Below are 24,043 nucleotides of genomic sequence, written 5' to 3'. Positions count from 1 at the left end.
GCCCCCCGCCGTACTGACTGATCACAAGGAGACCGGTAAGTGCTGACCGTGGACTTCGCCCGGCTGCCCGTCGGGCCTGGCGTGCGCGTGCTCGATCTCGGCTGCGGCGGCGGCCGGCACGCCTTCGAGGTGCTGCGCCGAGGGGCGGACGTGGTCGCGTTCGACATGGACCAGTCGGAGCTCGACAACGTGGCGGCCATGTTCGTGGCGATGGACAAGGCGGGCGAGGTCCCGCTGGGCGCCACGGGCGAGACCGTCCAGGGCACGGCGCTGGACATGCCGTTCGACGACGACAGCTTCGACCGGGTGATCGCGGCCGAGGTCCTGGAGCACATCCCCGACGACATGGCGGCGATGCGGGAGCTCTTCCGGGTGCTGAAGCCGGGTGGCACCGCGGCGATCACCGTCCCGAGCTTCCTGCCCGAGCGGATCTGCTGGGCGCTGGACGAGGACTACCACACCGCGCCCGGCGGCCACGTCCGCATCTACACGCTGGCCGAGCTGTCGGCCAAGCTGAAGGCGACCGGCTTCGACATCGGCCCGCACCACCACGCGCACGGCCTGCACGCGCCGTACTGGTGGATCAAGTGCGCGGTCGGCGTCAACAACGACGACCACCCGCTGGCCAAGGCGTACCACGAGCTGCTGGTCTGGGACATCATGAAGCGCCCGCCGCTCACCCGGCTGGCGGAGACGGTGCTGAACCCGATCATCGGCAAGAGCGTGGTGCTCTACGTCAGGAAGCCCGTCGCGTGATCTCCCGCGACGAGGTGGCCCGGACGGCCCTGAGCATCGCGGCGATCCAGCAGGACGACGGCGGCGTGCCGTGGCCGGAGGGGCACGTCGACGCGTGGAACCACGTGGAGTGCCTGATGGCGATGGCCGTCGCCGGGTTATCCGAACCGGTCGCGAAGGGGTACGACTGGCTGGCCGGGCACCAGCGTGACGACGGGTCCTGGCCGATGAAGCTGGTCGGCGGCGCGGCCACCGAGCTGGGCGGCGAGTCCAACCACGCGGCCTACGTCGCGGCGGGCGTCTGGCACCACCAGCTCGTCACCGGCGACGAGGGGTTCACCGAGCGCAGGTGGCCGATGGTCAAGGCGGCCCTCGACTACGTGGTGGGCCTGCAGGCCGAGCGCGGCGAGGTCGTCTGGGAGCGCGACGCGCACGGCGTGGCCTCGTCGGTCGCGCTGCTCACCGGCTGCTCGTCGATCCACCAGGGGCTGCGCTGCGGGGTGCTGCTCGCCGATCACCTGGGCGACCCGCAGCCGCACTGGGAGCTGGCCGCCGACCGTCTCGCGCACGCGCTGGCGGCCCATCCCGAGGCGTTCGCCGACAAGAGCCGCTTCTCGATGGACTGGTACTACCCGGTGCTGGGCGGGGCCGTGCGTGGGCCACGGGCGTTCGAGCTGCTGGATCGCGAGTGGTCCACGTTCGTGGTGCCGGGGCTGGGCATCCGGTGCGTCTCGGACCAGCCGTGGGTGACGGGCGCGGAGACGTGCGAGCTGGTGCTGACGCTGGACGCGCTGGGCGACCGCGAGCGCGCGGCACGGCTCTTCACCGACGTGCAGCACCTGCGCCACGACGACGGCTCGTACTGGACGGGCTGGCAGTTCGCCAACGGCAAGCACTTCCCACACGAGCGCTCCGCGTACACGGCGGCGGCCGTGGTGCTCGCCGCCGACGCGCTGCTGGGGCTCTCCGCCGGCTCCTCCCTCTTCCGGGACGTCGCCGCGGACTCCATCTCCCCTGCCGACCCTCACCCCTGCGGCTGCGCCCCCGCCGTCTTCTGATCTCGTACGACGCAAGCGCTTTTGCGGGTTCTTTGCCGGGAAATCCGGAGCGGCGTCGCCGAAGGCCGCAATGGGGTTACTAGCTTCGGGAGTGGCCGTACGAGGCGTCTTCGGGGGAAGCGTGGGCGACACGGGCACAACCTTGCTCTTTGACCAGGTCGGGACCCAGGCGACACCGCCCCCGGTCCGTGGCCTGCGGCGGTTTCTGGTGATGGACGAGCACGCGTCCGATCTGGGCAGGCGGCGGTTCAGGCAGGGCGCTTCACGCCACGTCCTGGAAGAGGCCGAAAAGACCTACGTCTTCGGCTTCAACGCCGTTCTCTCCAGGGACGTCCCGAAGATCGATGACATCTCTCTGGAGCGGCGAGGCTTCGCCTACGAAGGCGCGGCGGCCGCGTGCGCCGCCCTCGACCTGCTCACCCTGGCCCGGGGCCGACGCCTTCGCGCGCTCCTGGACGGCCCCGCCCTGCATTTCCAGCAGGCCGCCCACCTCGGCGCGGGCCGCGGCTACGCGCTGCTGCGCGTGCGTCCGCTGCGGGGCGTGAGGGGCGGGCACCCGCTGTTGCGCTGGCTGGCCATGGACGGGTTCGGGTTCCAGCTCGGGCTGACGCAGACCGACCGGCTGGTGGGCGAGAGGTCCCTGCCCGACCTGCCCACCAGGGCCCACTGCGCGCTGTTCGACCAGGGTCTGGGACGTCTGCTCTGGTACCACGACTGCGCCTCACCCGACGACCTGGCGATCACGGTCGCCGGCTACCCGGCGAGCAGGCGGGGCGACCTGTGGATCGGCCTCGGGTTCGCGGCGACGTACGTCGGCGGCGCGGGGGCGGACTGGCTGTGGCGGCTCGCCGAGCATGCGGGGGCCGACGGGTTCCGGCCGCACCTGGCGCAGGGGTGCGCGTTCGCGGCCGCGTCCATGACGCTGGGCGAGAGGCTGCCGGAACACGTGGAGCTGGCCGTCCCGATCCTGGCGGGGACGGCGGCGGAGGACGCGGGCGCGTGGGTGGCCGGAGCGCTGAGCGTCCTCGACAGCGACCCGTACACCCATGACGAGTTCCTGGCCTGGCAGGCGCACACCCGCCGGGCCTGGAAGCGCCGCCACCCGGACTGACCGTCTCTCAGATGCCCGGAGCCACCCGCTCCAGCACGCGCAGCGAGCCCTCGGCCGAGACCTCGGCGAACGCGCCCGACTCCAGGGCGCGCAGGTAGACGCGGTAGGGCGCCTGGCCGCCGTCGGCCGGGTCGGGGTAGATGTCGTGGAAGACCAGCGCGCCGCCCGGCATGACGTGCGGCGCCCAGCCCTCGTAGTCGCGGGTCACCGGCTCCTGGGAGTGGCCGCCGTCGATGAACAGCATGGCCAGCGGGCTGCGCCAGAGCCTGGCCACCTGCTCGGACCTGCCGACGACGGCGATCACCTCGTCCTCCAGCCCGGCGGCGGCGATCGTGCAGCGGAACGTCGGCAGCGAGTCCATCTTGCCGAAGCGGGGATCGACCAGCGTCGGATCGTGGTGGGCCCAGCCCGGCTGGATCTCCTCGGAGCCGCGGTGGTGGTCGACGGTGACGACCACGGATCCGGCCTGCCTCGCCGCCGCGCCGAGATAGACGGCGGACTTGCCGCAGTAGGTGCCGATCTCGCAGATCGGGCCGAGCTTGCCGTACTGGCAGGCGGCCTCGAACAGGGCCAGCCCCTCCTTCGTCGGCATGAATCCCTTGGCGTGCTCCGCTGCGTACAGCAGCTCGGGCGGCATCGTCATAGCGCAGCACCCTAGTCGAACCGAACAACATTCCGGCGACCTCTTGCCGGGCATTCTGTAACCTGTTCTACTTGGCAGCGTGAATCAGCGCGCTCGCATCGCGATGTCCGACGACGACGTCACCGCCTTCCTCGAGGCGGCGCGCAAACTCCAGCTCGCCACCATCAACCCCGACGGCACACCGCACCTGGTGACCATGTTCTACGGGCTCGACGAGGGGCGTATCGCCTTCTGGACCTACGGCAAGGCGCAGAAGACGCGAAACCTGGAGCGCGATCCACGGGTGAGCTGCCTGGTCGAGGCCGGAGAGGAGTACGCCGAGCTGCGCGGCGTCCTGCTGTACGGCAAGGCCGAGCGGGTCGACGACCCCGAGCACGTCCTGGCCATCGGCATGGAGGTCGCCCGCAGGACCACCCCCGGCGTGGCCGACGAGCTGCTGCGTCCCTACGTCGAACACACCGGGCGGAAGCGGGTCGCGTACGTCGTCGAGCGCACCAAAGTGGTCTCATGGGATCACAGGAGGCTCACATGAGGATCAAAGTCGATGAAATGGTGTGCGAGGCCAACGCCGTGTGCATGGGGCTCGCACCCGAGGTGTTCGATGTGGACGACGACGACCAGCTCCACATCCTGCTGCCGGAACCGCCGCCGGAGCTGATGGACCGCGTGCGCCACGCCGTCAGGTCCTGCCCCAAAGCCGCCCTCTCCCTCGAAGAACCGTCGTAGGAGGAACCCCCCATGCGCGCCGCGCTTCTGCACGCCGTAGGCGATGACAAGCTCGACATCCGCGACGACGTCACCCTGGCCCCCGTCGGGCCCACCGACGTCCGGGTGCGGATCAGGGCCACGGGCGTCTGCCACTCGGACCTGTCGGCCATGTCCGGTGTGCTGCCGCAACCCGTGCCGCTCGTCCCGGGCCACGAGGGCGCGGGCGAGGTGGTCGAGGTGGGCGAGCACGTCACCTCGGTCAAGCCGGGCGACCATGTGGTGATCAGCTGGCGTCCGTCCTGCCAGGAGTGCGACCTGTGCCTCGGCGGGCAGCCGTTCCTGTGCATGAAGTACGTCATCGAGGCGTTCACCAAGGGGAACTTCCGCTACGGCGGCGACAACACGGCGTTCGGCATGGCCGGCTGCGGCACCTGGGCCGAGGAGATCATCGTCCCCTGGCAGGGCGCGATCAGGATCGACCCGGACGTGCCGTGGGAGGCCGCCGCGCTGATCGGCTGCGGCATCACGACCGGCGTCGGCGCGGCGATCAACACCGCCCGCGTCCGTCCCGGGTCGACGGTCGCGGTGATCGGCTGCGGCGGCGTGGGGCTCTCCGTCATCCAGGGCGCGCGCGTCTCCGGCGCCAGGACGATCCTCGCGATCGACCCGCTGGAGTCCAAGCACGACCTGGCCAGGAAGGTCGGCGCGACCCACGCCGTCACCCCCGAGCAGGTCCCGGACGCGCTCAACGAGCTCACCGGCGGCCAGGGCTTCGACTACGGCTTCGAAGTGGTCGGCAAGGCCGCCACCATCCAGAGCGCCTGGCAGATCACCCGCGCGGGCGGCGACGTGGTCGTGGTGGGCGCGGGCGCCGTGGACGACATGGTCTCGATCTCGGCGTTCAATCTGCTGTTCGAGGGCAAGAACCTGCTCTCCAGCCTGTACGGGGAAGCGGACGTGCGGCACGACTTCCCGTACTTCGCCAACCTCTACAAGGCGGGCAAGCTGGACCTGGAGTCGTTGATCAGCGCCAGAATCAGGCTGGCCGACCTCAACGACGCGGTGGCGGCTCTCAAGGGCGGCGAGGTCCTCCGCCAGATCGTCCTCATGGACTAGGACCTCACCTGCTCGGACGCCGTGGCGACGTGCCGGGCGGCCAGGGGCGTCGCGGCGGCCGCGAGCGCGAAGAGCGCGGCGAGCACCGCCCAGGCCAGCCCGCCCGCGCTCTGCAGCAGCGCGGTGACCAGGACCGGGCCGAGCACGTAACGTCCGAACGAGCGGCCCATGCCGAACGCGGCGAGGTACTCGGCGCGGCGGTCGTCCGGAGCGATGGCGTACGACAACGTCCAGGCCGCCGGCACGGTGAGAAGCTCGCCGAGCGCCAGCAGGACGACGGCGAGCGTGAACAGGGCCACGGCCGCTTGCGCGGCGTACGGCGCGGCCCAGAACACCAGGCAGGACACTGACAGCAGGACGCCGCCCGCCACCTGGCCGCGGCGGGCGGCGGCCACCGTGCCGACGAGCCTGGCGGCGGGCAGTTGCAGGAGCACGCAGAGGACGGTGTCCACCGCGTACAGCGGCCCGATCCAGGCTCGGGGGATGTGCCCGCCGCCGGCGAGCCAGAGCGGGAAGCCCAGATTCAGCACCGGCAGCCACAGTTGTAAGACGGTGTCGAGCGAGGCCAGCGCCAGCAGTCGGCGGTCCCGGACCGCCGCGGTGCCGCGTGCCGCGCGCTCCCGTCTCACCGGTGGCTGGGGGATGGTCGCGAGCACGAGCGCGACCAGGACGTACGCACCCGCGTTGGCCAGCAGCACGAGCTGGAACGCGCCGTCCTGCGCCGTGATCAGCCCACCCAGCGGGCCGCCGACGCTGATCCCCAGGTTGGCGATCGTCCGGTAGGCGGCCAGCACTTTGCCGCGCCGCTCGCCGTCGGCCAGCTCCGCGACGAACGCCTGGGTGAGCGCGGCGATCGCCTGGTCGGCCACGGTGACGGCTGTCACGGCGGCCAGGAACCCCCACCACTCCCCCACCATCACGTAGGACGCGGTGCCGACCGCCCTGACCAGGTGCAGCACGACCAGCGTCCGGCGGACGCCGACCCTGTCGGCCACCCTGCCCAGCGGCGTGGCGAGCACCAGAGCCAGGCATCCGGCCACGCCGAGCCCGAGGCCGACCTGCCCCGCCGTCAGCCCCACGGACTGGGTGAAGTAGACGGCCGAGAACGCCAGGAACAGCCCCGCCCCCAGATAGTCGACGAATCCGGCGGCGAGCAGCCTGAGTACACTATATTGCGTCACAAACCTAATATTCTGCCTCCAAGGGAGGACGTGGGCAATGACCGATCCAGCCGAGGCCGTGGGCGAGACGCTCGCCGCCAACCTGCGTGCCGCCCGCCAGGAGAGGGGCTGGCGACTGGAGGACCTGGCGTCCAGGTCGGGCGTCAGCAGGGGGATGCTCCAGCAGATCGAGACGGGCCGGACCAACCCGAGCATCGCGACCCTGGCCAGGATCTGCGCCACCCTCGGCATCCCGATCGGCCGGCTCGTCGAACCCCCGGAGGAGCTCGGACGGGTCGCGCGCGCCGCCCAGTCGCCGATCCGCCGTGCGGGTCAGGCCGGCCAGGCGCGACTTCTGATCAACGACGGCCAGGCGCCCTTCGTCGAGCTGTGGGACTTCCTGGTCGCCCCAGGCGACGAGATCCGCTCCGCGGGCCACCCGCAGGGCACCCGCGAACTGCTGCACCTGAGGGAGGGGGTCCTCACGGTCACGGTCGGCGGTGCCGCCTTCGACCTGGGGCCCGGCGACGCGCTCAGGATGCGTGGCGACCGTCCCCACGCCTACCGCAACCCCGGCGACACACCCGCCCTCCTCACCATGACCGTCGTCTACTCCGGGAACCAGGACCCGCGCTTCTCCCCCCAGCCGGAGTAGCAGTGTAGTGTTCCTTCATTATGAAGGACGTACATAAATTCGACTCCGACCCCGACGGCCACCTCTTCGACCCCCACGTGCGGAGCGCCATGACGGCGTTCCTCGGCGACGGCGACACCCTCGCCCTGGAGGTGGCGGCGGCCGTCCGGACCGCCTTCCACGCCGTCGAGCGGATGCGCTCGCACGGCAGCGAGGGGCGCGGCCTCAGTTCGGGCGCGCTCGACATCCTGATCCGTCTCAGCGCCGCCCCCGAGGACGGCGTCAGCATCGGCGACCTGGCCCAAGCGGCCGGGGTCAGCTCGCGGAACGTGACCGGCCTGGTCGACACGCTCGAACGCGACGGGCTGGTGCGCCGCGTCCCCGACCGGCACGACCGCCGCTCCGTGCTCGCCCAGATCACCCCCGACGGACGGACCTGGCTGGAGTCCTTCCGGCGGCCGACGCAGCTGGCCATGGCCGCGATGTTCCGCGGGTTCACGCCGTCCGAGCTGACGCGGTTCAGGCACCTGTGCCTGCGCCTCGCCGACAACCAGCAGCAGCTTGCCCAGCACCTCCAAGGAGAAGGCCGATGACCACCCGAGAGACCGTCCGCGCGTACCACGAGGCGCGCTTCCGCGGAGACGTGGCCGCCGCCGCCCAGCAGTTGGCGGAGCCGTTCAGCTTCCGGAGCCCGTTCATCACCTCGACCGATCCCGCCGGACACCTCGCGGGCCTGCCGGGGTTCGTCCAGGTGGTCACCGGGGTGGACCTGATCAGCGAGCTGTACGGCGACTCCGAGGCCACCCTCGTCTACGACGTCCACACCGCCACGCCCGCGGGCACCCAGCGCACCGCCGAGCACTTCCGCCTGGAGGGCGGCAAGATCACCTCGATCCTGCTCATCTTCGACGCCGCCCCCTGGCTGCCCATGTCCGGCGAGATCCGCTGACCCGCACCTGCGTGAGTGACCATGGAGCTGGCTAGGCTCGAACGGTGCGCGAAACGATCATCACCGTCCATGACCTCTCGGTCGAGCTGGGCGGCAATCCCGTACTGAGGGGGCTGGAGCTCAGCGTGGCTCCGTCCGAGCTGGTGGCTGTGGTGGGGCCCAACGGGTCCGGCAAGTCGACGTTGCTCCGCTGCCTGGCGGGGTTGCAGCCGCCCACGAGCGGCACCGTCAGTGTGTTCGGCGCCGCCCCAGCCGACGACGCCGCGTTCTGGCGGCGCGTCGCGCTGCTCGGCGACGAGCCCGCCTGGTATCCCGGGCTGACCGCCGGCGAGCACCTGGAGCTGATGCGGGCCGTGCACGGCGAGCCGCGCATGACCGTCGAGGCGGCGCTCGACCTGTTCGCGCTGCGGGAACGCGCCGACGCGCCTCCGCTGAACCTGTCCACGGGGCAGCGCCAGCGGTTGTCGCTCGCCGCCGCGCTCCTCAGGCCCAGCCGCCTGCTGCTTCTGGACGAGCCCGAGCGCGGCCTGGACGCCGGGTTCCGCGAGCGCCTGGGAACGCTGCTCACCGCGTACACGGACGAGGGCGGCACCGTGGTCATGGCCACCCACGACCCGGACCTGGCCGGCCGCGCACGCCAGGTATCACCGACGGACGGGCGGGTCGCCGCGTGATTCCGCAAGGAGTGGGGTCGGTGCGGGCGTTCGTGCGGGCTCGTGGGCGTGCGCCCGTGAGCCTGCTCGACCGGTACGTCGTCCTGTTCGCGCTGGCGATGGCCGCGGTGGTCGCGGGGCATCCGATCTCGTCGGCGCTGGCGGGGCTGGCCGGGCGGGTCGAGATCGCGCAGGTGGGGCCGGGGGTGGCGTTGGTGGTGCTGGCGTACGCGGGGTTCGTCGCCGCCGCCCGCGCCGCCGGGCCGGTCGTGGTGACGGCCGCCGACGCCGCCTGGCTGGTCCTGTCGCCGCTGGACCGGCGGGGCGTCCTGGGGCGTACGGGACGGGTCCTGCTGCTGGTCTCCGTCGTGGCGGGTGTGGGCCTCGGGCTCGGCCTGCTGGCGGTGCTGGGCGCTCCCGACCAGCTGGTCTGGCGGCTGGTGGCGGCGCTGGTGCTCGGCGTGTCGGCGTCCGCCGGCGGGATGGCGCTGGCGGTGCTCGGGCAGGCGTCGCAGTCCTGGCACGCCTGGGTGACCGCCGGGCTGGTCGCGCTGCTTGTGGTGGCCGTGGTCGCCGCCAGCGGCCAGGCGCGCGGCGTGCTCGCCGCCGTCGCCGCCGCGCCCCTTCCCGCCGTGGCGGCCGCCGCTTCGGCCGCCGCGCTGACGTCCACCCTGCTGATCCGGCGGGCGTGGACGGCGCTCGCCCGCATCCCGTCCCGGACGATCCTGGCGGCCTCGACCCGCGCCGGGCACGTCGCGACCGCCACCGTCACCCTGGACCCCGGCGCCCTCACCTGGATCGCCGAGGACAACCACTGGCGAGCCAGGAGCCTGCGCTCCAGGCCGTGGCCGGCACTGCTCCGCGTCCACCACACCCACCTGACCGCCCCGCCCGCACCGGCCTGGCAGCGCGTCACGCGGCTGGCCACGCCGTTCGCGCCGGCCTGGCAGGACTGGCTGCGTGCCGGCCGGCGGCCCGGGCGGCTGGCTGCGATGCTCGCCACCGCCGCGTTGCCCGCCGTGCTGGCCGGGGCGGGTGGGTCGCCGGTGGCGGTGGGAGCGTCCGTGCTGGCAGGCGCGCTGGCGATCGCGGCGGGTGCCACGTCCGGCGCCAGGCGGGACTCCGACAACCCGAGCCTGGCGCGGCTCACCGGTGTCGGCCACCGTCAGGCGCTGGCGGCTCGCGCCCTCCTGCCCGCGCTGCTCAGCGGCGTCTGGACGACGACCGCGCTGGCCGGGCTGTCACTGGCGGGCTGGCTCCCCGCCGGGACGTGGTGGCTGTTCGGCCCGCTGACGGCCCCGGCCATCGCCGCGGCGGCGCTGCGGATGGCTCGGCGCGGGCCTGTCGACCATTCGATGCCCGTCATCGACACGCCAGGCGGCGCCGTCCCGACGGGCCCGCTCATCTGGGCTCTCATCGGCGTGGATCTCGCCGTCCTGGGGTGCGTTCCGGTGATCGCGGCGCTGGTGGGCAGTCCGGGCTCGCTCGGCGGCTTCCTCGCGGCCCAGGCCGCCCTGGGGATGGCCGTCCTCGCGGGCTACGTTCTCCGCAGCCGAGCGGGCCGGTCAGCCTAGCCCGCGGTCTCCTCCTCACAACGGAGTGAGCACGCGGCCGGTTTCAGTAACGTCATGGTCATGCGATGGCGAGGAGCGTGGCTGGACATCCTGCTCGGCGCGTGCGGGATCGGGCTCGACCTGCTCCTGTCCGGCAAATCCGGCGGCCCTTCCTCACCCGTCTGGGTGGTGATGACGTTCTCGGTGCTGGTCGGCGCGCCCATGGCGTTCGTCAGGCGCTTCCCCGTGCCCGTCACGCTGTACCTGGCCGCCTTCCTCGTCTACACCGACCAGATCAGCGCCTTCACCTCCAACACCGCCCAGATGCTCCTGTGCGTGGGGATCGGCCTGGTGGCCTACCTGTCACGCTGGCAGTTCACCCCCCTGGCGGTGCTGGTGGGCGTCGCGGCGACGGCGATCAACCTGGCCGACCCGGGCGTCACGATGACCCGGAACGCCTGGTTCTACTCGGTGCTCGTATCGGTGTTGCCCGCCGTCCTGGGCGCCTACCTGCGAGGCCCCGCCGGACGCCTCCAGGAACGCGACGTCACCCCCGACGTGCTGCTGGGCGGCGTGGGCGTGGCGCTGTCCGTGCTCGGCACCTGGACGTCCTGGCACACGGGCACCCAGCCGGTCTGGGCCAACGGCCTGGTGGTGGTCGTGGCGGGCCTGGCGCTGGGCGTGGCGCGCCGTCTGCCCGGCATGGTCTTCCTGTTCGAGGGCGTCATCCTGCTGGCGGCCGACCAGTACCTGCCGAGGGCCACCAACACGGCGATGGTGCTGGCGTTGATCAGCGTGGCGGTCTTCGCGATGCGGGTCGCGTCCTGGACCTGGAATCTGGTGGTCTACCTGGCCGCGTGCGGGCTGGCCGCGATCGCGATCGTCACGAGCACAGCCGACATCACCCCGTTCAGGGCCTTCATCCTGATGCTCCTCGTGATCACGCCGGTCGCCATCGGCCGCTACCTGGGCGCACGCCAGGCCGCCACCGAGTCGGAGCGGCTGCGTGTCCGCCAGTCGGAACGGCTGGTGATCGCCCAGATCCGCGCCGACCGGCTGGCCGAGCGGGAGCGCATCGCCCGCGAGGTGCACGACATCGTCGCCCACCACGTCGGCGCGATGGTGCTGCGCGCGAGCGCCGCCCGTTACGCCACCTCCGAGGGCCCGGCGGCCGAGGCGCTCACCGACATCCGCGACACCGGGCACCAGGTGCTGGAGGACCTGCGCAGCCTCCTCGACGTCCTGCGGGACCCGGAGAAGGAGCCCGACCTGCTGGCCGACCCCGGGGACGTGGTCCGGGAGGCCGCGGAGCGGATGACCGGCGCCGGGCTCCTGGTGGACCTCGACCTCGATCCGGCGGTGGACCACGCCCCGCTGGTGGCCCGCGCCTCGGCGGCGCGGATCGTCCAGGAGGGGCTCACCAACGTGCTGAAACACGCGGGGCCGGGCACCCGGGTGCGGGTCAGGGTGTCGGAGAGCGGCGACGGAATGGCCGTCGAGATCACCAACGCCTGCCCGCCCACCGTGCGGGAGCGGCTGCCGTCCTCGGGGCACGGGCTGGCGGGCATGCGCGAGCGCGCCAAGGCTCTGGGGGGCGCCCTCTCGGCGGGTCCTGACGGCGAAGGGGGTTGGCGGCTCGCCGCGACGCTGCCCTATCCGGCTACGAGAAGCACCGCCTGACCGGGATGCGGCTGGACGACGCCGTCCGGGAGGATTTCTCCACTCTGGGAGGTCAAGCCGCGTCCAAGAGTTGGGCCAGGCTGAGTGGTTCGGGGTGAACGCCGTCGCCAGGGTCAGTAGACCCGAGGGCATGAACAAGGGAACTCTCATGCTCGCTCGGGTCATCGGCGCGGCCGTCGTCGCCTCCGGCGCCGTCCCGGCGCTCGGGCTCGCCGACGCCGCCTTCGCCCAGGCTCAGACCCAGACCGCCGCCTGCCCGTTCGCGGCGGCCGCCCACTCCGCCCCCCAGGTGGAGTCGGACCCCGACCCGAAGAAGGTGGCCCGCTGGAAGGCCGCCGAGGACTCCTGCGTGGAGGCCTTCCAGAACGACACGACCGCGAGGGGCGAGGAGTGCCGCGCCCGGTACGACAAGTACTTCGCGCCTCCCGCCCCGAAGGTCGTGAAGGAGAACGCCTCGGCCTGGCGGAAGATGTCGGACGAGAAGAAGGACGAGGCAAGGCGCCAGATGAAGCGGGCTGCCACGCAGTTCCACTCGAAGTGCTGCCCGAAGGTGAAGTTCCAGGGCATGTGACCGTCTGACACGTCCACTGGACGCCCCCGGCTCCGAAACCGAGCCGGGGGCGTTCGCGTCAGGTGGTGGAGAAGGCCGCGTCGAAGGAGGCGGTGGGCGGGGTGATGGCGTTCAGGCGGCGGATGTAGGTGAGGGCCTCCTCCGCGCCGTCCAGCCGGTCCATGCCCGCGTCCTCCCACTCGATCGAGATCGGGCCCGTGTAGCCGATCGAGTTCAGCGCCCTGAAGCAGTCCTCCCAGGGGACGTCGCCGCGGCCCGTGGAGACGAAGTCCCAGCCTCTGCGCAGGTCCGCCCACGGCAGGTGCGAGGACAGGCGGCCTCTGCGGCCGTCGCCCACGCGGACACGGGTGTCCTTGCAGTCGACGTGGTAGATCCGGTCGGCGAAGTCCAGGATGAAGGCCACCGGGTCCAGGTCCTGCCAGACCATGTGCGACGGGTCCCAGTTCAGGCCGAACGCGGGCCGGTGACCGATCGCCTCGAGGGTCCTGACCGTGGTGTGGTAGTCGTAGGCGATCTCACTGGGGTGGATCTCCAGCGCGAAGCGGACGCCCACCTCGTCGAAGACGTCCAGGATGGGGTTCCACCGGTCGGCGAAGTCCTGGTAGCCCGCCTCGACCATGGACGCGGGCACCGGCGGGAACATGGCGACGGTGTGCCAGATCGACGAGCCGGTGAAGCCGACCACGGTGTCGACGCCGAGCAGCGCCGCCGCCCTGGCGGTGTTCTTGAGCTCTTCCGCCGCCGCCTGCCGCACCGACTCCGGGTCGCCGGAGCCCCAGATGCGGGCGGGCAGGATGGCCTTGTGCCGCTCGTCGATGGGGTGGTCGCAGACGGCCTGGCCGACGAGGTGGTTGGAGATGGTCCAGACCTTCAGGCCGTGCTTGTCGAGCTGTGCGTGCTTCTGTTCCACGTACGACGGGTCGGCCATGGCCTGCGCCACGTCGAAGTGGTCACCCGAGCAGGCGATCTCGAGGCCGTCGTAGCCCCATCCGGCCGCGAGCTCGCACACCTCCTCGAACGGCAGGTCGGCCCACTGCCCTGTGAACAACGTGACGGGTCTCATGCGTCCTCCACGTTCGTGTAGCGGCTGCCGTCAGCCGCGCTGCGCTCGACCGCCGCCAGCACCCGCTGCACCCGCAGGCCGTCGGCGAACGACGGCACGGGGTCGGTGTCCTGGGCGATCGCCTCCAGGAAGTCCTTGATCTCGTGGGTGAAGGTGTGCTCGTAACCGAGCCCGTGACCCGGCGGCCACCAGGCGCCGACGTACGGGTGGTCGGGCTCGGTGACGAGGATGCGTTCGAAGCCGCCGCCACCCTCGGAGAACCAGAGCTCGTTCATGGCCTCGAAGTCGAAGGCCAGGCTGCCGAGCGAGCCGTTGATCTCGATGCGCATCGCGTTCTTGCGTCCGGTGGCGAAGCGGGTGGCCTCGAAGGACGCGAGCGCGCCGCCGGACAGGCGGCCGATGAACAGCGCGGCGTCGTCCACGGTGACGGGGCCGGTGGAGCCGGCGCTGCTCGCGCCCAGCCCCGCCGACTCCGCGGCCAGGGGGCGTTCCTTGACGAACGTCTCCGTCAGCGCGGAGACGCCGACGACGTGCTGGCCGGTGACGTACTGGGCGGCGTCGACGATGTGCGCGCCGATGTCGCCGAGCGCGCCCGAGCCCGCCTTGTCCTTCTGCAGCCGCCAGACCAGCGGGAACTCGGGGTCGACGATCCAGTCCTGCAGGTAGGCGGCGCGGACGTGCCTGATCTCGCCGACCCTGCCCTCCTCCACGAACCGGCGGGCCAGCGCGAGCGCGGGCACCCGCCGGTAGTTGAAGGCGACCATGCTCTTGCCGGGCGCGCCGGCCGCCGCCCTGGCCATCGCCTCGGCTTCGGCGACGGTGTTGGCCAGCGGTTTCTCGCAGAGCACGTGCTTGCCGGCTTCGAGGGCCGCGATGGCGATCTCGGCGTGCGAGTCGCCGGGCGTGCAGATGTCGACGATCTGCACGTCCTCCCGCCGTACCAGCTCTCTCCAGTCGGTCTCGACGTCCGCCCAGCCGAGCTGGGCGGCCGCGGCGGCGGTACGGTCCTTCGACCTGCCCGCCAGGACCGCCATCCGCGGTGCCAGCGGCAGGTCGAAGAAGGCCCCCACGCTCCGCCACGCCTGGGAGTGGACGCGGCCCATGAACGCGTAACCGACCATGCCCACGCCGACCGTGGTCTTGTCTGACATGCAACCCCCGATCAGGATTCGAAGCCGAGTGGCAGGTATTTCTCGACGTTCTCCTTGGTAATGGTCTCCGACGCCAGCGTGATGGACTGTGGAACTTGGTTCTCCACGAGGTCACTCATGCCCTTTCCCTGGGCGATCAGCCTCGCGAGCTTGACGGCCGAGGACGCCATCGTCGGGCTGTACGTGACGGTGGCCTCCAGCACGGAGCCGCCCGACTGGATCTCCTTCATGGCGTTGAGCGAGCCGGCGCCGCCGACCATGAAGAACTCGGTGCGGTTGGCCTCCTTGATGGCGGCGAGCACGCCGACACCCTGGTCGTCGTCGTGGTTCCAGAGCGCGTCGATCTTCTTGTGGGCCTGGAGGAGGCTGGCGGCGACCTGGTTGCCCGTCTCGACGGTGAACTTGGCGTCCTGCTTGGCCGTGACGCTGAACCCGTACGTCTTCAGCGCGTCGGCGAAGCCCTTGCTGCGGTCCTGGGTGAGGGGGAGCGTGGCGATGCCCTGGATCTCCACGATGACCGGGTTGGAGACGCCCTTGTCCTTGAGCTTCTTGCCGATGTACTGGCCCGCCGCGACGCCCATGCCGTAGTTGTCGCCGCCGATCCAGGTGCGGTAGGCGAGCTTGTCGGGGAAGACCCGGTCGAGGTTGATGACGGGGATGCCGGCCTGCGTCGCCTGTAGCGCGACCTGGTTCAGCTGCTGGCCGTCGTTGGGGAGGATGACCAGCGCGTTCACCTTGGCCGCGATCAGCGACTCGACGGCGGAGATCTGCTGGTTGATGTCGTTGGTGGGCTCGACGGGCTTGAAGTCGATGTCGCTGTACTGCTTGGCGGCGCTCTCGGCGTTCTTGGCGATGGCGGCGATCCAGCCGTGGTCGGCCGCGGGCGCGGAGAAGCCGATGACCACCTTGGTGCCCGGCTGGTCGTTGCCGCTGGCCGCCGGGGCGGGCGCGGGCGCCGCGCTGGAGGGCGCCGCCGCGGGCTCGTTGCTGGTGCAGCCGGCCGCTAACAGTACGGCTCCGCCGACGAGGAATCCCCTGCGCGCGACGTTCTGGCTCATGGTGCTCTCTCCTTCAGGTTCCGCCGCTGGAGAAGGACGGCGACGACGATGATCAGGCCCTTCGCGATCAGCTGGTCGCTGGTGTTGAGCCCGTTGAGGATGAACAGGTTGGTGATGAGCGTGAAGATCAGCAGGCCGAGGATCGAGCCCGTGATCGTGCCGCGGCCGCCGGTGAGGAGGGTGCCGCCGATGATGACGGCGGCGATGGCGTCGAGTTCGTACAGGTCGCCGTGGGTGGACGAGCCGGTCGTGGTGCGGGCCATGATGAGGATCGCGGCGACGCCGCAGCACAGCCCCGACAGGGCGTACAGCAGCATGGTGTGCCTGCGCACGTTGATGCCGGCGAGCCTGGCCGCCTCGGGGTTGCCGCCGACGGCGTAGGTGCGGCGGCCGAACGTGGTGCGGTAGAGCAGGATCGCGCCGAGCACCACCACCAGCGCGAAGATGTAGACGAGGAGCGGGATTCCGGCCACCCGTGTGGTCGACAGGTCCACGATGGCGGTGTTGCCCGGCTGGATGAGCTGGGTCTTGCGGTCGGACATGCGCTGCGCCAGCCCGCGCGCCGCCACCAGCATGGCCAGCGTGGCGATGAACGGCACCAGCCGCCCGTACGCGATGAGCAGCCCGTTCACCAGCCCGGCCCCGGTGCCGACGAGGATCGCGCACAGCGCCATCACGAACGGCCCGTACGACTGCGTCGCCAGGGTCGTCGCCCAGACCGAGGCCAGCGCCATGACGGCGCCCACCGACAGGTCGATGCCGCCGCCGATGATGACGAACGTCGCGCCCACGGTGATGACGCCGATCGTGGCCGCCAGCGACAGGATGCTGACCAGGTTCGCGGTGGTGGCGAAGTTGTCGGGCCTGGTCACCAGGCCGACGATCACGAGCAGCCCGAGCGCCGCGAACAGGCCCAGGTGCGGCACGTCGCCGAGCCGGGCCAGCGCTCCGCCGCCCGGTCTTCTGGCGTCGCCTGTCATCAGGCCGCCCTCCCATCCATGATCATGTCGAGCACGCGGTGCTCGTCGAGCTCCCCGGCGTCCGCCTCGTGGATGACCGTCCCCTCGCGCAGCACGAGGACGCGGTCGGCCAGGCCGAGCACCTCCGGCACCTCGCTGGACACGAGCAGCACGCCGATGCCCTGGTCGGCCAGCCCCCGGATGACCGCGTACAGCTCGGCCCTGGCCCCGACGTCCACCCCTCGGGTCGGCTCGTCGAGCAGGAGCAGCCTGCGCCCGCCGAGCAGCCAGCGGGCCAGCACGGCCTTCTGCTGGTTGCCGCCCGACAGCGTCTTGATCGGACGTTCCGGGTCGGGTGGCCGGATGTCGAGCGCCTCCACCAGCCGCCGGGCCTCGGCCCGTTCGCGCCCCCGGTCCATCCAGCCGAACCTGGCGAAACCGGGCAGGCTGCCGAGGGTGATGTTGGCGGTGACGCTCTGGTCGAGCAGCAGGGCCTGGGCCTTGCGCTCCTCGGGGGCCAGCCCCATGCCGCGCCGCACCATCTGGACGACGTCGCCGCGGCGCACCGGCTCGCCGCCGAGCAGGAGCCGCCCGGTGGCCGGGCGCGCCCCGTACACCGCCTCCAGGATCTCCGACCGGCCGGAGCCGACGAGCCCGGCCAGCCCGACGATCTCGCCCGCGCGCACCGAGAACGACACGTCCGCGAACGCGCCCCGCGCGGTCAGGTGCTCGACCCGCAGCACCTCGTCGCCCGGCGGGCCCGCGGCGCGCGGCGGGAAGACGTACTCGACGTTCCTGCCGGTCATCAGCGAGACGACCTGGGACGTCGGGGTGTCGCGGGCGGGCAGGCCGACGGCGACCGTGCGGCCGTCCTTCAGCACGGTGACCCGGTCGCCGATCTCGCGGATCTCCTCCAGCCGGTGCGAGATGTAGACGACGGCGACGCCCTGCGCGGTCAGCTCGCGGATGATCCGGAACAGGTTCGCCACCTCGTCGTGGGCGAGCGCGGCGGACGGCTCGTCCATGATGATCAGGCGGGCGTCGTGGGAGAGGGCCCGTGCCATCGACACGACCTGCTTGGCGGCCGGTGAGAGCCGTCCGACCTCGGTGGACGGGCGGATCTCCGGATGCCCGAGCCTGGACAGCACGTCGCGGGCGGCCCGGTTGGCGGCGCCCCTGTTGACGAAGCCGAGCCGGGCGTGTTCGTGGCCGAGGAAGATGTTCTCGGCCACGCTGAGCCCGTCGACCAGGTCCAGTTCCTGGTAGATGGTGGCGAAACCGAGCTTGATCGCGTCGATCGGGCTCGACGGGCGGACGTCCCGGCCGTTGAACCTGATCGTGCCCTCGTCGGGCTGGTGGACGCCGGCCAGCACCTTGATCAGCGTCGACTTGCCCGCGCCGTTCTGGCCGAGCAGGCAGTGCACCTCGCCTGCCTCGACGTCCAGGTCGACCCCGTCGAGCGCGCGCACGCCGGGGAACTGCTTGACGATGCCCCTCATGACCAGCATCGGGGGCTCCCTTTCAGGCGTTGACGATGCGGTTGATGTTGTCGGGTGACAGGTAGTGCTCGATCGCCAGGGAGCCGGCGCCCAGCGCGGCGGCGTTGATCCCGGTGCGGCTCGGCACGATCGACAGGTGATGGGTGGCCAGCGGCAGCGACCTGCGGTAGACGGTCTCCCTGACGCCCGCGAGCAGGTGCTCGTGGACTCGCGACAGGACGCCGCCGATGACGATGACCTCGGGGTTGAAGAAGTTGACCAGGCCGGCCAGCACCTCGCCGATGAGCCTGCCCGCCTCCCTGACCAATCGCAGCGCCTGCGTGTTGCCGCCCTGGACGAGCGCGACCACGTCCGCGCCCGTCTCGGCGGGCACGCCCAGCTCGGTCAGCCGGCGCGCGAGCGCCGCGCCTCCCGCCACGGCCTCCAGGCAGGCGCTGTTGCCGCAGCGGCAGCCCGCGTCCTCGTGGCCGGAGACCCGGATGTGGCCGATGTCGCCCGCCGACCCCTGCGCGCCCCTGTGCAGCCTGCCCTCGGCCACGATGCCGCAGCCGATGCCGGTGCCGACCTTGACGAACAGCAGGTGGCGGATGCCGGGGAAGGCGTTGCGGTGCTCGCCGAGCGCCATCGCGTTGACGTCGTTGTCGACCAGGACCTCGCAGCCCGCGAAGAACTCGGGGATCGGGTACTCGTTCCAGCCCGGCATGATCGGCGGGTTGTTCGGCCTGCCCGTGGCGAACTCCACGGGGCCGGGCACGCCGATGCCGATCGCCCTGAGCGCGGACCTCGGCCGGCCCGCCTGGCCGAGCAGCAGGTCGAGCCGCTGGTCCACGTGGGCCAGGACGGTCTCGGGACCATCCACGACCTGGACGGGGTCCTCACACTCGGCCAGCACCTCGCCGGACATGTCCATCAGCGCGACACGGCAGTGGGTCGCGCCCAGGTCCACACCCGCGAAGGCGTGCACCTCGGTGCGCAGGCGGAGTTGGCGTGGCGGGCGCCCGCCCGTGGACTCGCCGCTCTCGGTCTCCTCGACGAGGCCGCTCTCGATCAGCGCGTCGACCCGCTGGGAGATCGTGGACCTGGCCAGGCCGGTGAGCCGGGCGAGGTCGGATCGGGTGGTCGCGGAGCCGGCGCTGATGAGCGAGAGGACGTCACCGGGCGAACCCGGTTGGGGGGTCATGCGGCGACAATAAGATCACACATCTGGCAAATCAAGAGTATGAACCGACCAAACTCTGGCGACTTCCGCCGATAGACGAACAAAGTCGCCTTGTGCGTAGATTTTGCCGATACAGCAGGACATCTCTCACAGGAACGCGCGGCGACCGGCCGCGTCCACCGCTTCACCGCCGCGCGCACCAGTTGGCCGAATCCGGGTTGGACTTTGTCCATAAATGGGCGGTTTGCTGCGATTGTTCGGGCATGGGGCTTCGGAGAGGGTGACGTCTGCCCAAGCCGGGTGAGCTCCTCCCCGCCGGACCGGCGCGCCCGCCAGATCGAGCACCTGGCCCGGTCTGCCGCCAATCGGGAGGCGATCATGCAAGCAGTCGTCTACAACGGCACGCGCGACGTGGTGGTGCAGGACGTGCCCGACGCCCGCATCGAACGGCCGACAGACGTCCTCGTCCACGTCACCACCACCAACATCTGCGGTTCGGACCTGCACATGTACGAAGGCCGGACCGACCTGGAACCGGGCCGGGTCCTCGGCCACGAGAACCTCGGCGAAGTCGTCGACATCGGTTCCGCCGTCGACCGGGTCAAGGTGGGCGACATGGTCTGCATGCCGTTCAACATCTCCTGCGGGCACTGCAAGAACTGCGAGGACGGGCTGACGGCCTTCTGCCTCACCCTCAACCCCGGAACCGCCGGCGCCGCCTACGGCTTCGCCGGGATGGGCCCCTTCGGGGGCGGCCAGGCCGAGTTCCTGCGCGTGCCGTACGGCGACTTCAACTGCCTCAGGCTGCCACCGGACGCCAAGGAGAAGGAGAAGGACTACGTGATGCTGTCGGACATCTTCCCGACCGGCTGGCACTGCACCGAACTGGCGGGCCTGCGGCCGGGCGAGTCCGTCGTCGTCTACGGCGCGGGGCCGGTCGGCCTGATGGCCGCCTACTCCGCGATGATCAGGGGCGCGAGCAGGGTCATGGTCGTCGACCGGCACCTCGACCGGCTTCGGCTGGCCGAGCAGATCGGCGCGATCGCGATCAACGACGCCGTCGCCTCGCCGGTCGAGCAGGTGCTGGATCTGACCGGCGGCGAAGGCGCCGACCGGGGATGCGAGTGCGTCGGCTACCAGGCCCACGACCCGCAGGGCGTCGAACACCCCAACATGACGCTGAACAACCTGGTCAAGTCGGTACGGCCGACCGGCGGCATCGGCGTGGTCGGGCTCTTCCTGCCCCATGATCCCGGCGCGCCCGACGAGCTGGCCAAGCAGGGTGAGATCCCCTTCGACATGGGGATGTTCTGGTTCAAGGGCCAGAAGATGGGCACCGGCCAGGCCAACGTCAAGGCCTACAACCGGCAGCTGCGCAACCTCATCCACACCAACAGGGCCAAGCCGTCGTTCGTCGTCTCCCACGAACTGCCGCTGGAGCAGGCCCCCGAGGCCTACCGGCACTTCGACACGCGGGACGACGGCTGGACCAAGGTGGTCCTGCACCCCAACGGCCGCCGGCGCTGAAACGGTGGGGAGCACGCCGAACGGCGTGCTCCCCACCTCCTGCTGCTAGAGCATCGCCTTCATCGAGTCCGTCGCCGTCAGGACGTACGGCTGCTCGGCCATGACCGACTCCCAGTTGTCGGCGAGCGCCTCCGGCGTGATGTCGCCGGACTTCCAGCCCGGCCCCTCGGCCACGAAGACCCGCGCCACCCGGCCGCCGCCGACGCTGAACACCTCGCCGCTGACCTCGCACGAGTCGTGGACGAGGTAGGCGACGAGCGCGCTGACCCGTTCGGGCGTGAACGTGGCCTCGAACTCGGCGGGGAGCAGCGACTCGGTCATCCTGGTCCAGGCGACGGGCGCGATCGCGTTGGCCCTGATGCCGTTGCGCGCCCCCTCGATCGCGATGGTCTTGGTCAGGCCGACCAGGCCCATCTTCGCGGTGGAGTAGTTGGCCTGCCCGAAGTTGCCGAACAGGCCCGCCGGGCTGGACGTGTTGACGACGCGCCCGTAGCCGGCCTCCTTCATGTACGGGTAGGCGGCCTGGCTGACCAGGTAGGAGCCGCGGACGTGGACGGCCAGCACCGCGTCGAACTCCTCGACCGTCATCTTCCCGAACGACCTGTCGCGCAGGATGCCCGCGTTGTTGACGACGATGTCGATCTTCCCGAACGTGTCGACGGCCGTCTGGACGATCGCCCTGGCACCCTCCTGCGTGGCGACGTTGTCGGCGCTGGCGACGGCCTGCCCGCCGTTCTTCGTGATCAGCTCGACCACCTCGGCGGCCGGTCCCGTGGAGGCGCCGGTGCCGTCGAGCGCGCCACCGAGGTCGTTGACGACGACCTTGGCGCCCCGCTCGGCCAGCAGGAGCGCGTGGGACCTGCCGAGGCCGTGTCCGGCCCCCGTGACGATCGCGACCCTGTCATCGAACCGCAGCATCGAACCCTCCAGCGCAGGAGAACAAACTTCTAGTAGAAGCACCATAACCCGCGCCGCCGTGCCTGTTCGAGAGCGTTCAGCGCCCGCTGTCCGGTGTCGTGGTCAGTGCGCCCACGGCGTCGGCGTAGTAGGTCGATCCGTCCAGGTGGGCGGCGAGCTGGCGGAAGGTCCAGCCGTTGCCGGGCGAGCGGTCGAGCTGGTCGGGCGAGAGCGCGTTCAGCCGGTCCGCCCAGATCCGGGCGAGCCGGGTCAGGCGGCTGCGGGCCTCGTCCAGGTCCTGCTCGGTGAAGGGGGCGAGGTCGGCGGGGGTGGTGCTCGCCGAGGCGTGCCAGTGATCGGGGACGGGCTCGTGCCCGGCCAGCCGCGCCTCCATCTCGGCCAGGTGGTCCACGAGGTGGTCGGCCACCCGCCGGATCGCCTTGTGCGGGGCGTAGACCCGCCCGTCGACCGCCAGCGGACGGCCGTCCCAAGCGGTCCACGTGGCCGCCAGACGCAGGACGTGCTCGGTCATCGCGGTCACCACCTGCGCCGGCTCGCGACCGTCGGGGATCGGGGATTCATCGCTCATCATCGGCCTCCAGCACGCTGCATCTCGGCCGAAGGACGGGAGGACCCCGTGGCCGACGTCCCGAACCTAGGTTCCGAACACTTCACCGACGAACGAAACGTGAGCGACCTGCCGTCCCCTTCGGCGGCTTGATGACGAAGGGCCTCGACCGGGGACTCCGACTACGGAGGCTACGGAAGCCACGATAGCCAGACAAAGATATGAGCCAGAGGTTATATTTTCGAGGTGGCGCGGGAAATTGTCCTGCTGGAACCGGTGGAGTCCTGGTTCCTCAAACTCTGCGAGTCTGATTCGCACTCAGCAAGCCTTGTCGAGAAGGCGATCGACCGACTCGCCGAGGTCGGCCCTGCCCTTGGCCGTCCTTTGGTGGACACGTTGGAGGACGACGACCTGAACAACCTCAAGGAACTCCGCCCAGGCTCGCGAGGCCGGTCTGAGATTAGAATCATCTTCATCTTCGATCCCGACAGAGAAGCGGTCTTCCTCGTCGCCGGAGACAAGGCAGGCAAGTGGTCACGCTGGTATGACGAGGCGATCTCGCTGGCCAAGTCCCGGTACGCCGAGTACCGCGCAGAGAAGGCCGAAAGGATCAGGGAGGACAGGCGATGAGCCCTGCACGCCGCTGGCAGGAGGTCAAGGCTGAGGCCCACCGGCTCCATCCTGAGATGGCCAGCCCGGAGCGGCAGGCCGCCGCCGAAGCCGATCTGGATGCCTACGTGGCCGGCTACCACCTGAAGGAGTTGCGAAAGTCGCTGGGCAAAACCCAGGCCGAGATCGCCGCCACCCTGGGCGTCTCCCAGTCGCGGATCTCCCAGATCGAGAACGGCGACCTTGACGCCATGGAGTTGGAGACTCTCCGGGCCTACGCGGCCGCGTTGGGCGGACACGTCGACGTGACGATCAGCGTCGGCCCGCACTCCGTCAAGGTCGCCTGAGACGGGCACGGCGGCGGCCCTCCCGGTGGGCCGGGAGGGCCTGGGGCCGCCCCTCGGGCTCCTGCGTGACGAGCGCCTTTGCGCGTCCGGCAGGAGGTCCGGCGGGCCGGTCAGTGGGGGAGGAAGCGGCCGTACCGGCCCCGGTGGTAGAGCAGGGGGCGGGCGGGAGAGGTGGCGGCGGCGGTGACGAGGCCGACCACCAGGGTGTGGTCGCCGATCGCGATCGTGCTGTGCGGGACGCAGATCAGGTGGGCCGAGACGTCCTCCAGCAAGGGGGTCCCGTGGGGGCCCGGGTGCCAGCGGGTGGGGGCGGCGAAGCGGTCCAGGCCCCTGCGGGCGAACCGGGTGGCCAGGTCGTGCTGGTCTCCGGCCAGGACGTTCACCGCGAAGTGGTCCGCCAGGCGGAGCCAGGGCCAGGTGGTGGAGGCCTGGTCGACGTAGAACGACACCAGCGGCGGGTCGAGGCTGACCGAGGAGAAGGAGGTCGCGGTCAGCCCGACCGGGGTGCCCTCCGCGTGCGCCGTCACGATCACGACCCCGGTGGCGTGCTGGGCCAGTGCGGTGCGGAAGGGGCCCGCGTCCACCGGTACGTCGGTCACTGTCATCGCACCTCTCCTTCCGCCACGCCCGTCTTG

General features: G+C 71.2%; 27 protein-coding genes. 16 read left to right on the top strand and 11 right to left on the bottom strand.

The features are described 5' to 3' along the window. The first annotated feature begins 39 nt into the window (after window positions 1-39). The 3 genes from ABT294_RS23185 (at window position 40) to ABT294_RS23175 (ending at window position 2,904) form a co-directional block, all read left to right on the top strand. Window positions 40-756 carry a class I SAM-dependent methyltransferase gene (locus ABT294_RS23185; protein WP_350808315.1) on the top strand — a complete coding sequence of 239 codons (717 nt, stop codon included), beginning with the start codon at window positions 40-42 and terminating at the stop codon, window positions 754-756. Continuing rightward, window positions 753-1,793, top strand: a complete 1,041-nt coding sequence (locus tag ABT294_RS23180) for a prenyltransferase (RefSeq protein WP_350808314.1) — start codon at window positions 753-755, stop codon at window positions 1,791-1,793. The genes ABT294_RS23185 and ABT294_RS23180 overlap by 4 nt, the downstream gene beginning before the upstream one ends. 70 nt (window positions 1,794-1,863) lie before the next feature. Further along, window positions 1,864-2,904, top strand: coding sequence for a DUF1702 family protein (locus ABT294_RS23175; RefSeq protein ID WP_350808313.1), 1,041 nt, complete (start codon window positions 1,864-1,866; stop codon window positions 2,902-2,904). Window positions 2,905-2,911: 7 nt separating this feature from the next. On the opposite strand, the gene ABT294_RS23170 is transcribed toward ABT294_RS23175, so the two are convergent. After that, window positions 2,912-3,541, bottom strand: a complete 630-nt coding sequence (locus ABT294_RS23170; RefSeq protein WP_350808477.1) for a class I SAM-dependent methyltransferase — start codon at window positions 3,539-3,541, stop codon at window positions 2,912-2,914. A gap of 85 nt (window positions 3,542-3,626) precedes the next feature. Between ABT294_RS23170 and ABT294_RS23165 the strand changes: the two genes are divergently transcribed. From ABT294_RS23165 to ABT294_RS23155, 3 genes are read left to right on the top strand one after another with little or no spacing between them, the layout of a single operon-like run. Next, complete coding sequence (locus ABT294_RS23165) at window positions 3,627-4,079, top strand: pyridoxamine 5'-phosphate oxidase family protein (protein ID WP_350808312.1); 453 nt, start codon at window positions 3,627-3,629, stop codon at window positions 4,077-4,079. Further along, window positions 4,076-4,273, top strand: coding sequence for a ferredoxin (locus tag ABT294_RS23160; RefSeq protein WP_350808311.1), 198 nt, complete (start codon window positions 4,076-4,078; stop codon window positions 4,271-4,273). Before ABT294_RS23165 ends, ABT294_RS23160 begins: the two co-directional genes overlap by 4 nt. Window positions 4,274-4,285: 12 nt before the next feature. Continuing rightward, the gene (locus ABT294_RS23155; RefSeq protein ID WP_350808310.1) at window positions 4,286-5,371 is read left to right on the top strand and encodes a Zn-dependent alcohol dehydrogenase; all 1,086 of its coding nucleotides are present in this window, start codon (window positions 4,286-4,288) and stop codon (window positions 5,369-5,371) included. Here ABT294_RS23155 and ABT294_RS23150 read toward each other — a convergent pair. Next, window positions 5,368-6,552, bottom strand: a complete 1,185-nt coding sequence (locus ABT294_RS23150; protein WP_350808309.1) for an MFS transporter — start codon at window positions 6,550-6,552, stop codon at window positions 5,368-5,370. The genes ABT294_RS23155 and ABT294_RS23150 overlap by 4 nt on opposite strands. A gap of 37 nt (window positions 6,553-6,589) precedes the next feature. On the opposite strand from ABT294_RS23150, the gene ABT294_RS23145 reads away from it, so the two are divergent. From ABT294_RS23145 to ABT294_RS23115, 7 genes are all read left to right on the top strand, one after another. After that, window positions 6,590-7,186 (top strand): helix-turn-helix domain-containing protein, encoded by a 597-nt coding sequence (locus ABT294_RS23145; RefSeq protein WP_350808308.1) that lies wholly within the window; start codon window positions 6,590-6,592, stop codon window positions 7,184-7,186. A gap of 20 nt (window positions 7,187-7,206) precedes the next feature. Continuing rightward, window positions 7,207-7,758, top strand: coding sequence for a MarR family winged helix-turn-helix transcriptional regulator (locus tag ABT294_RS23140; protein WP_350808307.1), 552 nt, complete (start codon window positions 7,207-7,209; stop codon window positions 7,756-7,758). Then, complete coding sequence (locus ABT294_RS23135) at window positions 7,755-8,114, top strand: nuclear transport factor 2 family protein (RefSeq protein ID WP_350808306.1); 360 nt, start codon at window positions 7,755-7,757, stop codon at window positions 8,112-8,114. The genes ABT294_RS23140 and ABT294_RS23135 overlap by 4 nt, the downstream gene beginning before the upstream one ends. Window positions 8,115-8,158: 44 nt before the next feature. Further along, window positions 8,159-8,788, top strand: a complete 630-nt coding sequence (ccmA, locus tag ABT294_RS23130; protein WP_350808305.1) for a heme ABC exporter ATP-binding protein CcmA — start codon at window positions 8,159-8,161, stop codon at window positions 8,786-8,788. A gap of 20 nt (window positions 8,789-8,808) precedes the next feature. Next, entirely contained in the window at window positions 8,809-10,341 is a 1,533-nt protein-coding gene (locus ABT294_RS23125) for a DUF6297 family protein (protein WP_350808304.1), read from the top strand. A 60-nt stretch (window positions 10,342-10,401) separates the two neighbouring features. Then, on the top strand, window positions 10,402-12,000 hold the full coding sequence (locus tag ABT294_RS23120) for a sensor histidine kinase (RefSeq protein WP_350808303.1): 1,599 nt from the start codon (window positions 10,402-10,404) through the stop codon (window positions 11,998-12,000). 130 nt (window positions 12,001-12,130) lie between these two features. Further along, window positions 12,131-12,571, top strand: coding sequence for a hypothetical protein (locus ABT294_RS23115; RefSeq protein ID WP_350808302.1), 441 nt, complete (start codon window positions 12,131-12,133; stop codon window positions 12,569-12,571). 58 nt (window positions 12,572-12,629) lie between these two features. Here ABT294_RS23115 and ABT294_RS23110 read toward each other — a convergent pair whose 3' ends face one another. From ABT294_RS23110 to ABT294_RS23085, 6 genes are read right to left on the bottom strand one after another with little or no spacing between them, the layout of a single operon-like run. Next, on the bottom strand, window positions 12,630-13,634 hold the full coding sequence (locus ABT294_RS23110; RefSeq protein ID WP_350808301.1) for a sugar phosphate isomerase/epimerase family protein: 1,005 nt from the start codon (window positions 13,632-13,634) through the stop codon (window positions 12,630-12,632). Next, entirely contained in the window at window positions 13,631-14,785 is a 1,155-nt protein-coding gene (locus ABT294_RS23105; RefSeq protein WP_350808300.1) for a Gfo/Idh/MocA family protein, read from the bottom strand. Before ABT294_RS23105 ends, ABT294_RS23110 begins: the two co-directional genes overlap by 4 nt. A gap of 11 nt (window positions 14,786-14,796) precedes the next feature. Further along, window positions 14,797-15,843 (bottom strand): ABC transporter substrate-binding protein, encoded by a 1,047-nt coding sequence (locus ABT294_RS23100; protein ID WP_350808299.1) that lies wholly within the window; start codon window positions 15,841-15,843, stop codon window positions 14,797-14,799. Then, window positions 15,840-16,823 (bottom strand): ABC transporter permease, encoded by a 984-nt coding sequence (locus tag ABT294_RS23095; RefSeq protein WP_350808298.1) that lies wholly within the window; start codon window positions 16,821-16,823, stop codon window positions 15,840-15,842. Before ABT294_RS23095 ends, ABT294_RS23100 begins: the two co-directional genes overlap by 4 nt. Next, entirely contained in the window at window positions 16,823-18,310 is a 1,488-nt protein-coding gene (locus tag ABT294_RS23090; RefSeq protein ID WP_350808297.1) for a sugar ABC transporter ATP-binding protein, read from the bottom strand. The genes ABT294_RS23095 and ABT294_RS23090 overlap by 1 nt, the downstream gene beginning before the upstream one ends. Before the next feature lie 13 nt (window positions 18,311-18,323). Then, window positions 18,324-19,481: an ROK family transcriptional regulator gene (locus ABT294_RS23085; RefSeq protein ID WP_350808296.1), complete on the bottom strand. Its 1,158-nt coding sequence runs from the start codon at window positions 19,479-19,481 to the stop codon at window positions 18,324-18,326. A gap of 357 nt (window positions 19,482-19,838) precedes the next feature. On the opposite strand from ABT294_RS23085, the gene ABT294_RS23080 reads away from it, so the two are divergent. Further along, entirely contained in the window at window positions 19,839-20,987 is a 1,149-nt protein-coding gene (locus ABT294_RS23080; RefSeq protein WP_350808295.1) for a glutathione-independent formaldehyde dehydrogenase, read from the top strand. 45 nt (window positions 20,988-21,032) lie between these two features. Here the strand turns inward: ABT294_RS23080 and ABT294_RS23075 are convergent, their stop codons facing one another. Continuing rightward, window positions 21,033-21,905 (bottom strand): SDR family oxidoreductase, encoded by an 873-nt coding sequence (locus ABT294_RS23075; RefSeq protein ID WP_350808294.1) that lies wholly within the window; start codon window positions 21,903-21,905, stop codon window positions 21,033-21,035. Between the two features lie 76 nt (window positions 21,906-21,981). Beyond that, window positions 21,982-22,473 carry a hypothetical protein gene (locus ABT294_RS23070; protein ID WP_350808293.1) on the bottom strand — a complete coding sequence of 164 codons (492 nt, stop codon included), beginning with the start codon at window positions 22,471-22,473 and terminating at the stop codon, window positions 21,982-21,984. A 225-nt stretch (window positions 22,474-22,698) separates the two neighbouring features. Here ABT294_RS23070 and ABT294_RS23065 point away from each other — a divergent pair, with 225 nt between their 5' ends. Both ABT294_RS23065 and ABT294_RS23060 read left to right on the top strand, forming a co-directional pair. After that, window positions 22,699-23,082: a type II toxin-antitoxin system RelE/ParE family toxin gene (locus ABT294_RS23065; RefSeq protein WP_350808292.1), complete on the top strand. Its 384-nt coding sequence runs from the start codon at window positions 22,699-22,701 to the stop codon at window positions 23,080-23,082. Continuing rightward, on the top strand, window positions 23,079-23,408 hold the full coding sequence (locus ABT294_RS23060) for a helix-turn-helix domain-containing protein (RefSeq protein WP_350808291.1): 330 nt from the start codon (window positions 23,079-23,081) through the stop codon (window positions 23,406-23,408). The genes ABT294_RS23065 and ABT294_RS23060 overlap by 4 nt, the downstream gene beginning before the upstream one ends. A 110-nt stretch (window positions 23,409-23,518) precedes the next feature. Here the strand turns inward: ABT294_RS23060 and ABT294_RS23055 are convergent, their stop codons facing one another. Continuing rightward, the gene (locus ABT294_RS23055; RefSeq protein ID WP_350808290.1) at window positions 23,519-24,013 is read right to left on the bottom strand and encodes a flavin reductase family protein; all 495 of its coding nucleotides are present in this window, start codon (window positions 24,011-24,013) and stop codon (window positions 23,519-23,521) included. Between the last annotated feature and the right edge of the window lie 30 nt (window positions 24,014-24,043).

Source organism: Nonomuraea sp. NPDC000554 (assembly GCF_040300065.1).
In the GTDB taxonomy this organism is placed as follows: domain Bacteria; phylum Actinomycetota; class Actinomycetes; order Streptosporangiales; family Streptosporangiaceae; genus Nonomuraea.
The sequence above is the reverse complement of the archived record's forward strand: the minus strand, read 5'-3'. Positions and strand labels throughout refer to the sequence as shown.

Bases quoted from the DNA above. Each gene is read 5' to 3' on its own strand.
- ABT294_RS23115 (WP_350808302.1), top strand. From the start codon at position 12,131: ATGAACAAGGGAACTCTCATGCTCGCTCGGGTCATCGGCGCGGCCGTC.
- ABT294_RS23090 (WP_350808297.1), bottom strand. From the start codon at position 18,310: ATGCTGGTCATGAGGGGCATCGTCAAGCAGTTCCCCGGCGTGCGCGCG.
- ABT294_RS23095 (WP_350808298.1), bottom strand. From the start codon at position 16,823: ATGACAGGCGACGCCAGAAGACCGGGCGGCGGAGCGCTGGCCCGGCTC.
- ABT294_RS23075 (WP_350808294.1), bottom strand. From the start codon at position 21,905: ATGCTGCGGTTCGATGACAGGGTCGCGATCGTCACGGGGGCCGGACAC.
- ABT294_RS23085 (WP_350808296.1), bottom strand. From the start codon at position 19,481: ATGACCCCCCAACCGGGTTCGCCCGGTGACGTCCTCTCGCTCATCAGC.
- ABT294_RS23155 (WP_350808310.1), top strand. From the start codon at position 4,286: ATGCGCGCCGCGCTTCTGCACGCCGTAGGCGATGACAAGCTCGACATC.
- ABT294_RS23060 (WP_350808291.1), top strand. From the start codon at position 23,079: ATGAGCCCTGCACGCCGCTGGCAGGAGGTCAAGGCTGAGGCCCACCGG.
- ABT294_RS23175 (WP_350808313.1), top strand. From the start codon at position 1,864: ATGGGGTTACTAGCTTCGGGAGTGGCCGTACGAGGCGTCTTCGGGGGA.
- ABT294_RS23140 (WP_350808307.1), top strand. From the start codon at position 7,207: ATGAAGGACGTACATAAATTCGACTCCGACCCCGACGGCCACCTCTTC.
- ABT294_RS23120 (WP_350808303.1), top strand. From the start codon at position 10,402: ATGCGATGGCGAGGAGCGTGGCTGGACATCCTGCTCGGCGCGTGCGGG.
- ABT294_RS23160 (WP_350808311.1), top strand. From the start codon at position 4,076: ATGAGGATCAAAGTCGATGAAATGGTGTGCGAGGCCAACGCCGTGTGC.
- ABT294_RS23135 (WP_350808306.1), top strand. From the start codon at position 7,755: ATGACCACCCGAGAGACCGTCCGCGCGTACCACGAGGCGCGCTTCCGC.
- ABT294_RS23145 (WP_350808308.1), top strand. From the start codon at position 6,590: ATGACCGATCCAGCCGAGGCCGTGGGCGAGACGCTCGCCGCCAACCTG.
- ABT294_RS23080 (WP_350808295.1), top strand. From the start codon at position 19,839: ATGCAAGCAGTCGTCTACAACGGCACGCGCGACGTGGTGGTGCAGGAC.
- ABT294_RS23100 (WP_350808299.1), bottom strand. From the start codon at position 15,843: ATGAGCCAGAACGTCGCGCGCAGGGGATTCCTCGTCGGCGGAGCCGTA.
- ABT294_RS23070 (WP_350808293.1), bottom strand. From the start codon at position 22,473: ATGAGCGATGAATCCCCGATCCCCGACGGTCGCGAGCCGGCGCAGGTG.
- ABT294_RS23105 (WP_350808300.1), bottom strand. From the start codon at position 14,785: ATGTCAGACAAGACCACGGTCGGCGTGGGCATGGTCGGTTACGCGTTC.
- ABT294_RS23170 (WP_350808477.1), bottom strand. From the start codon at position 3,541: ATGCCGCCCGAGCTGCTGTACGCAGCGGAGCACGCCAAGGGATTCATG.
- ABT294_RS23110 (WP_350808301.1), bottom strand. From the start codon at position 13,634: ATGAGACCCGTCACGTTGTTCACAGGGCAGTGGGCCGACCTGCCGTTC.
- ABT294_RS23055 (WP_350808290.1), bottom strand. From the start codon at position 24,013: ATGACAGTGACCGACGTACCGGTGGACGCGGGCCCCTTCCGCACCGCA.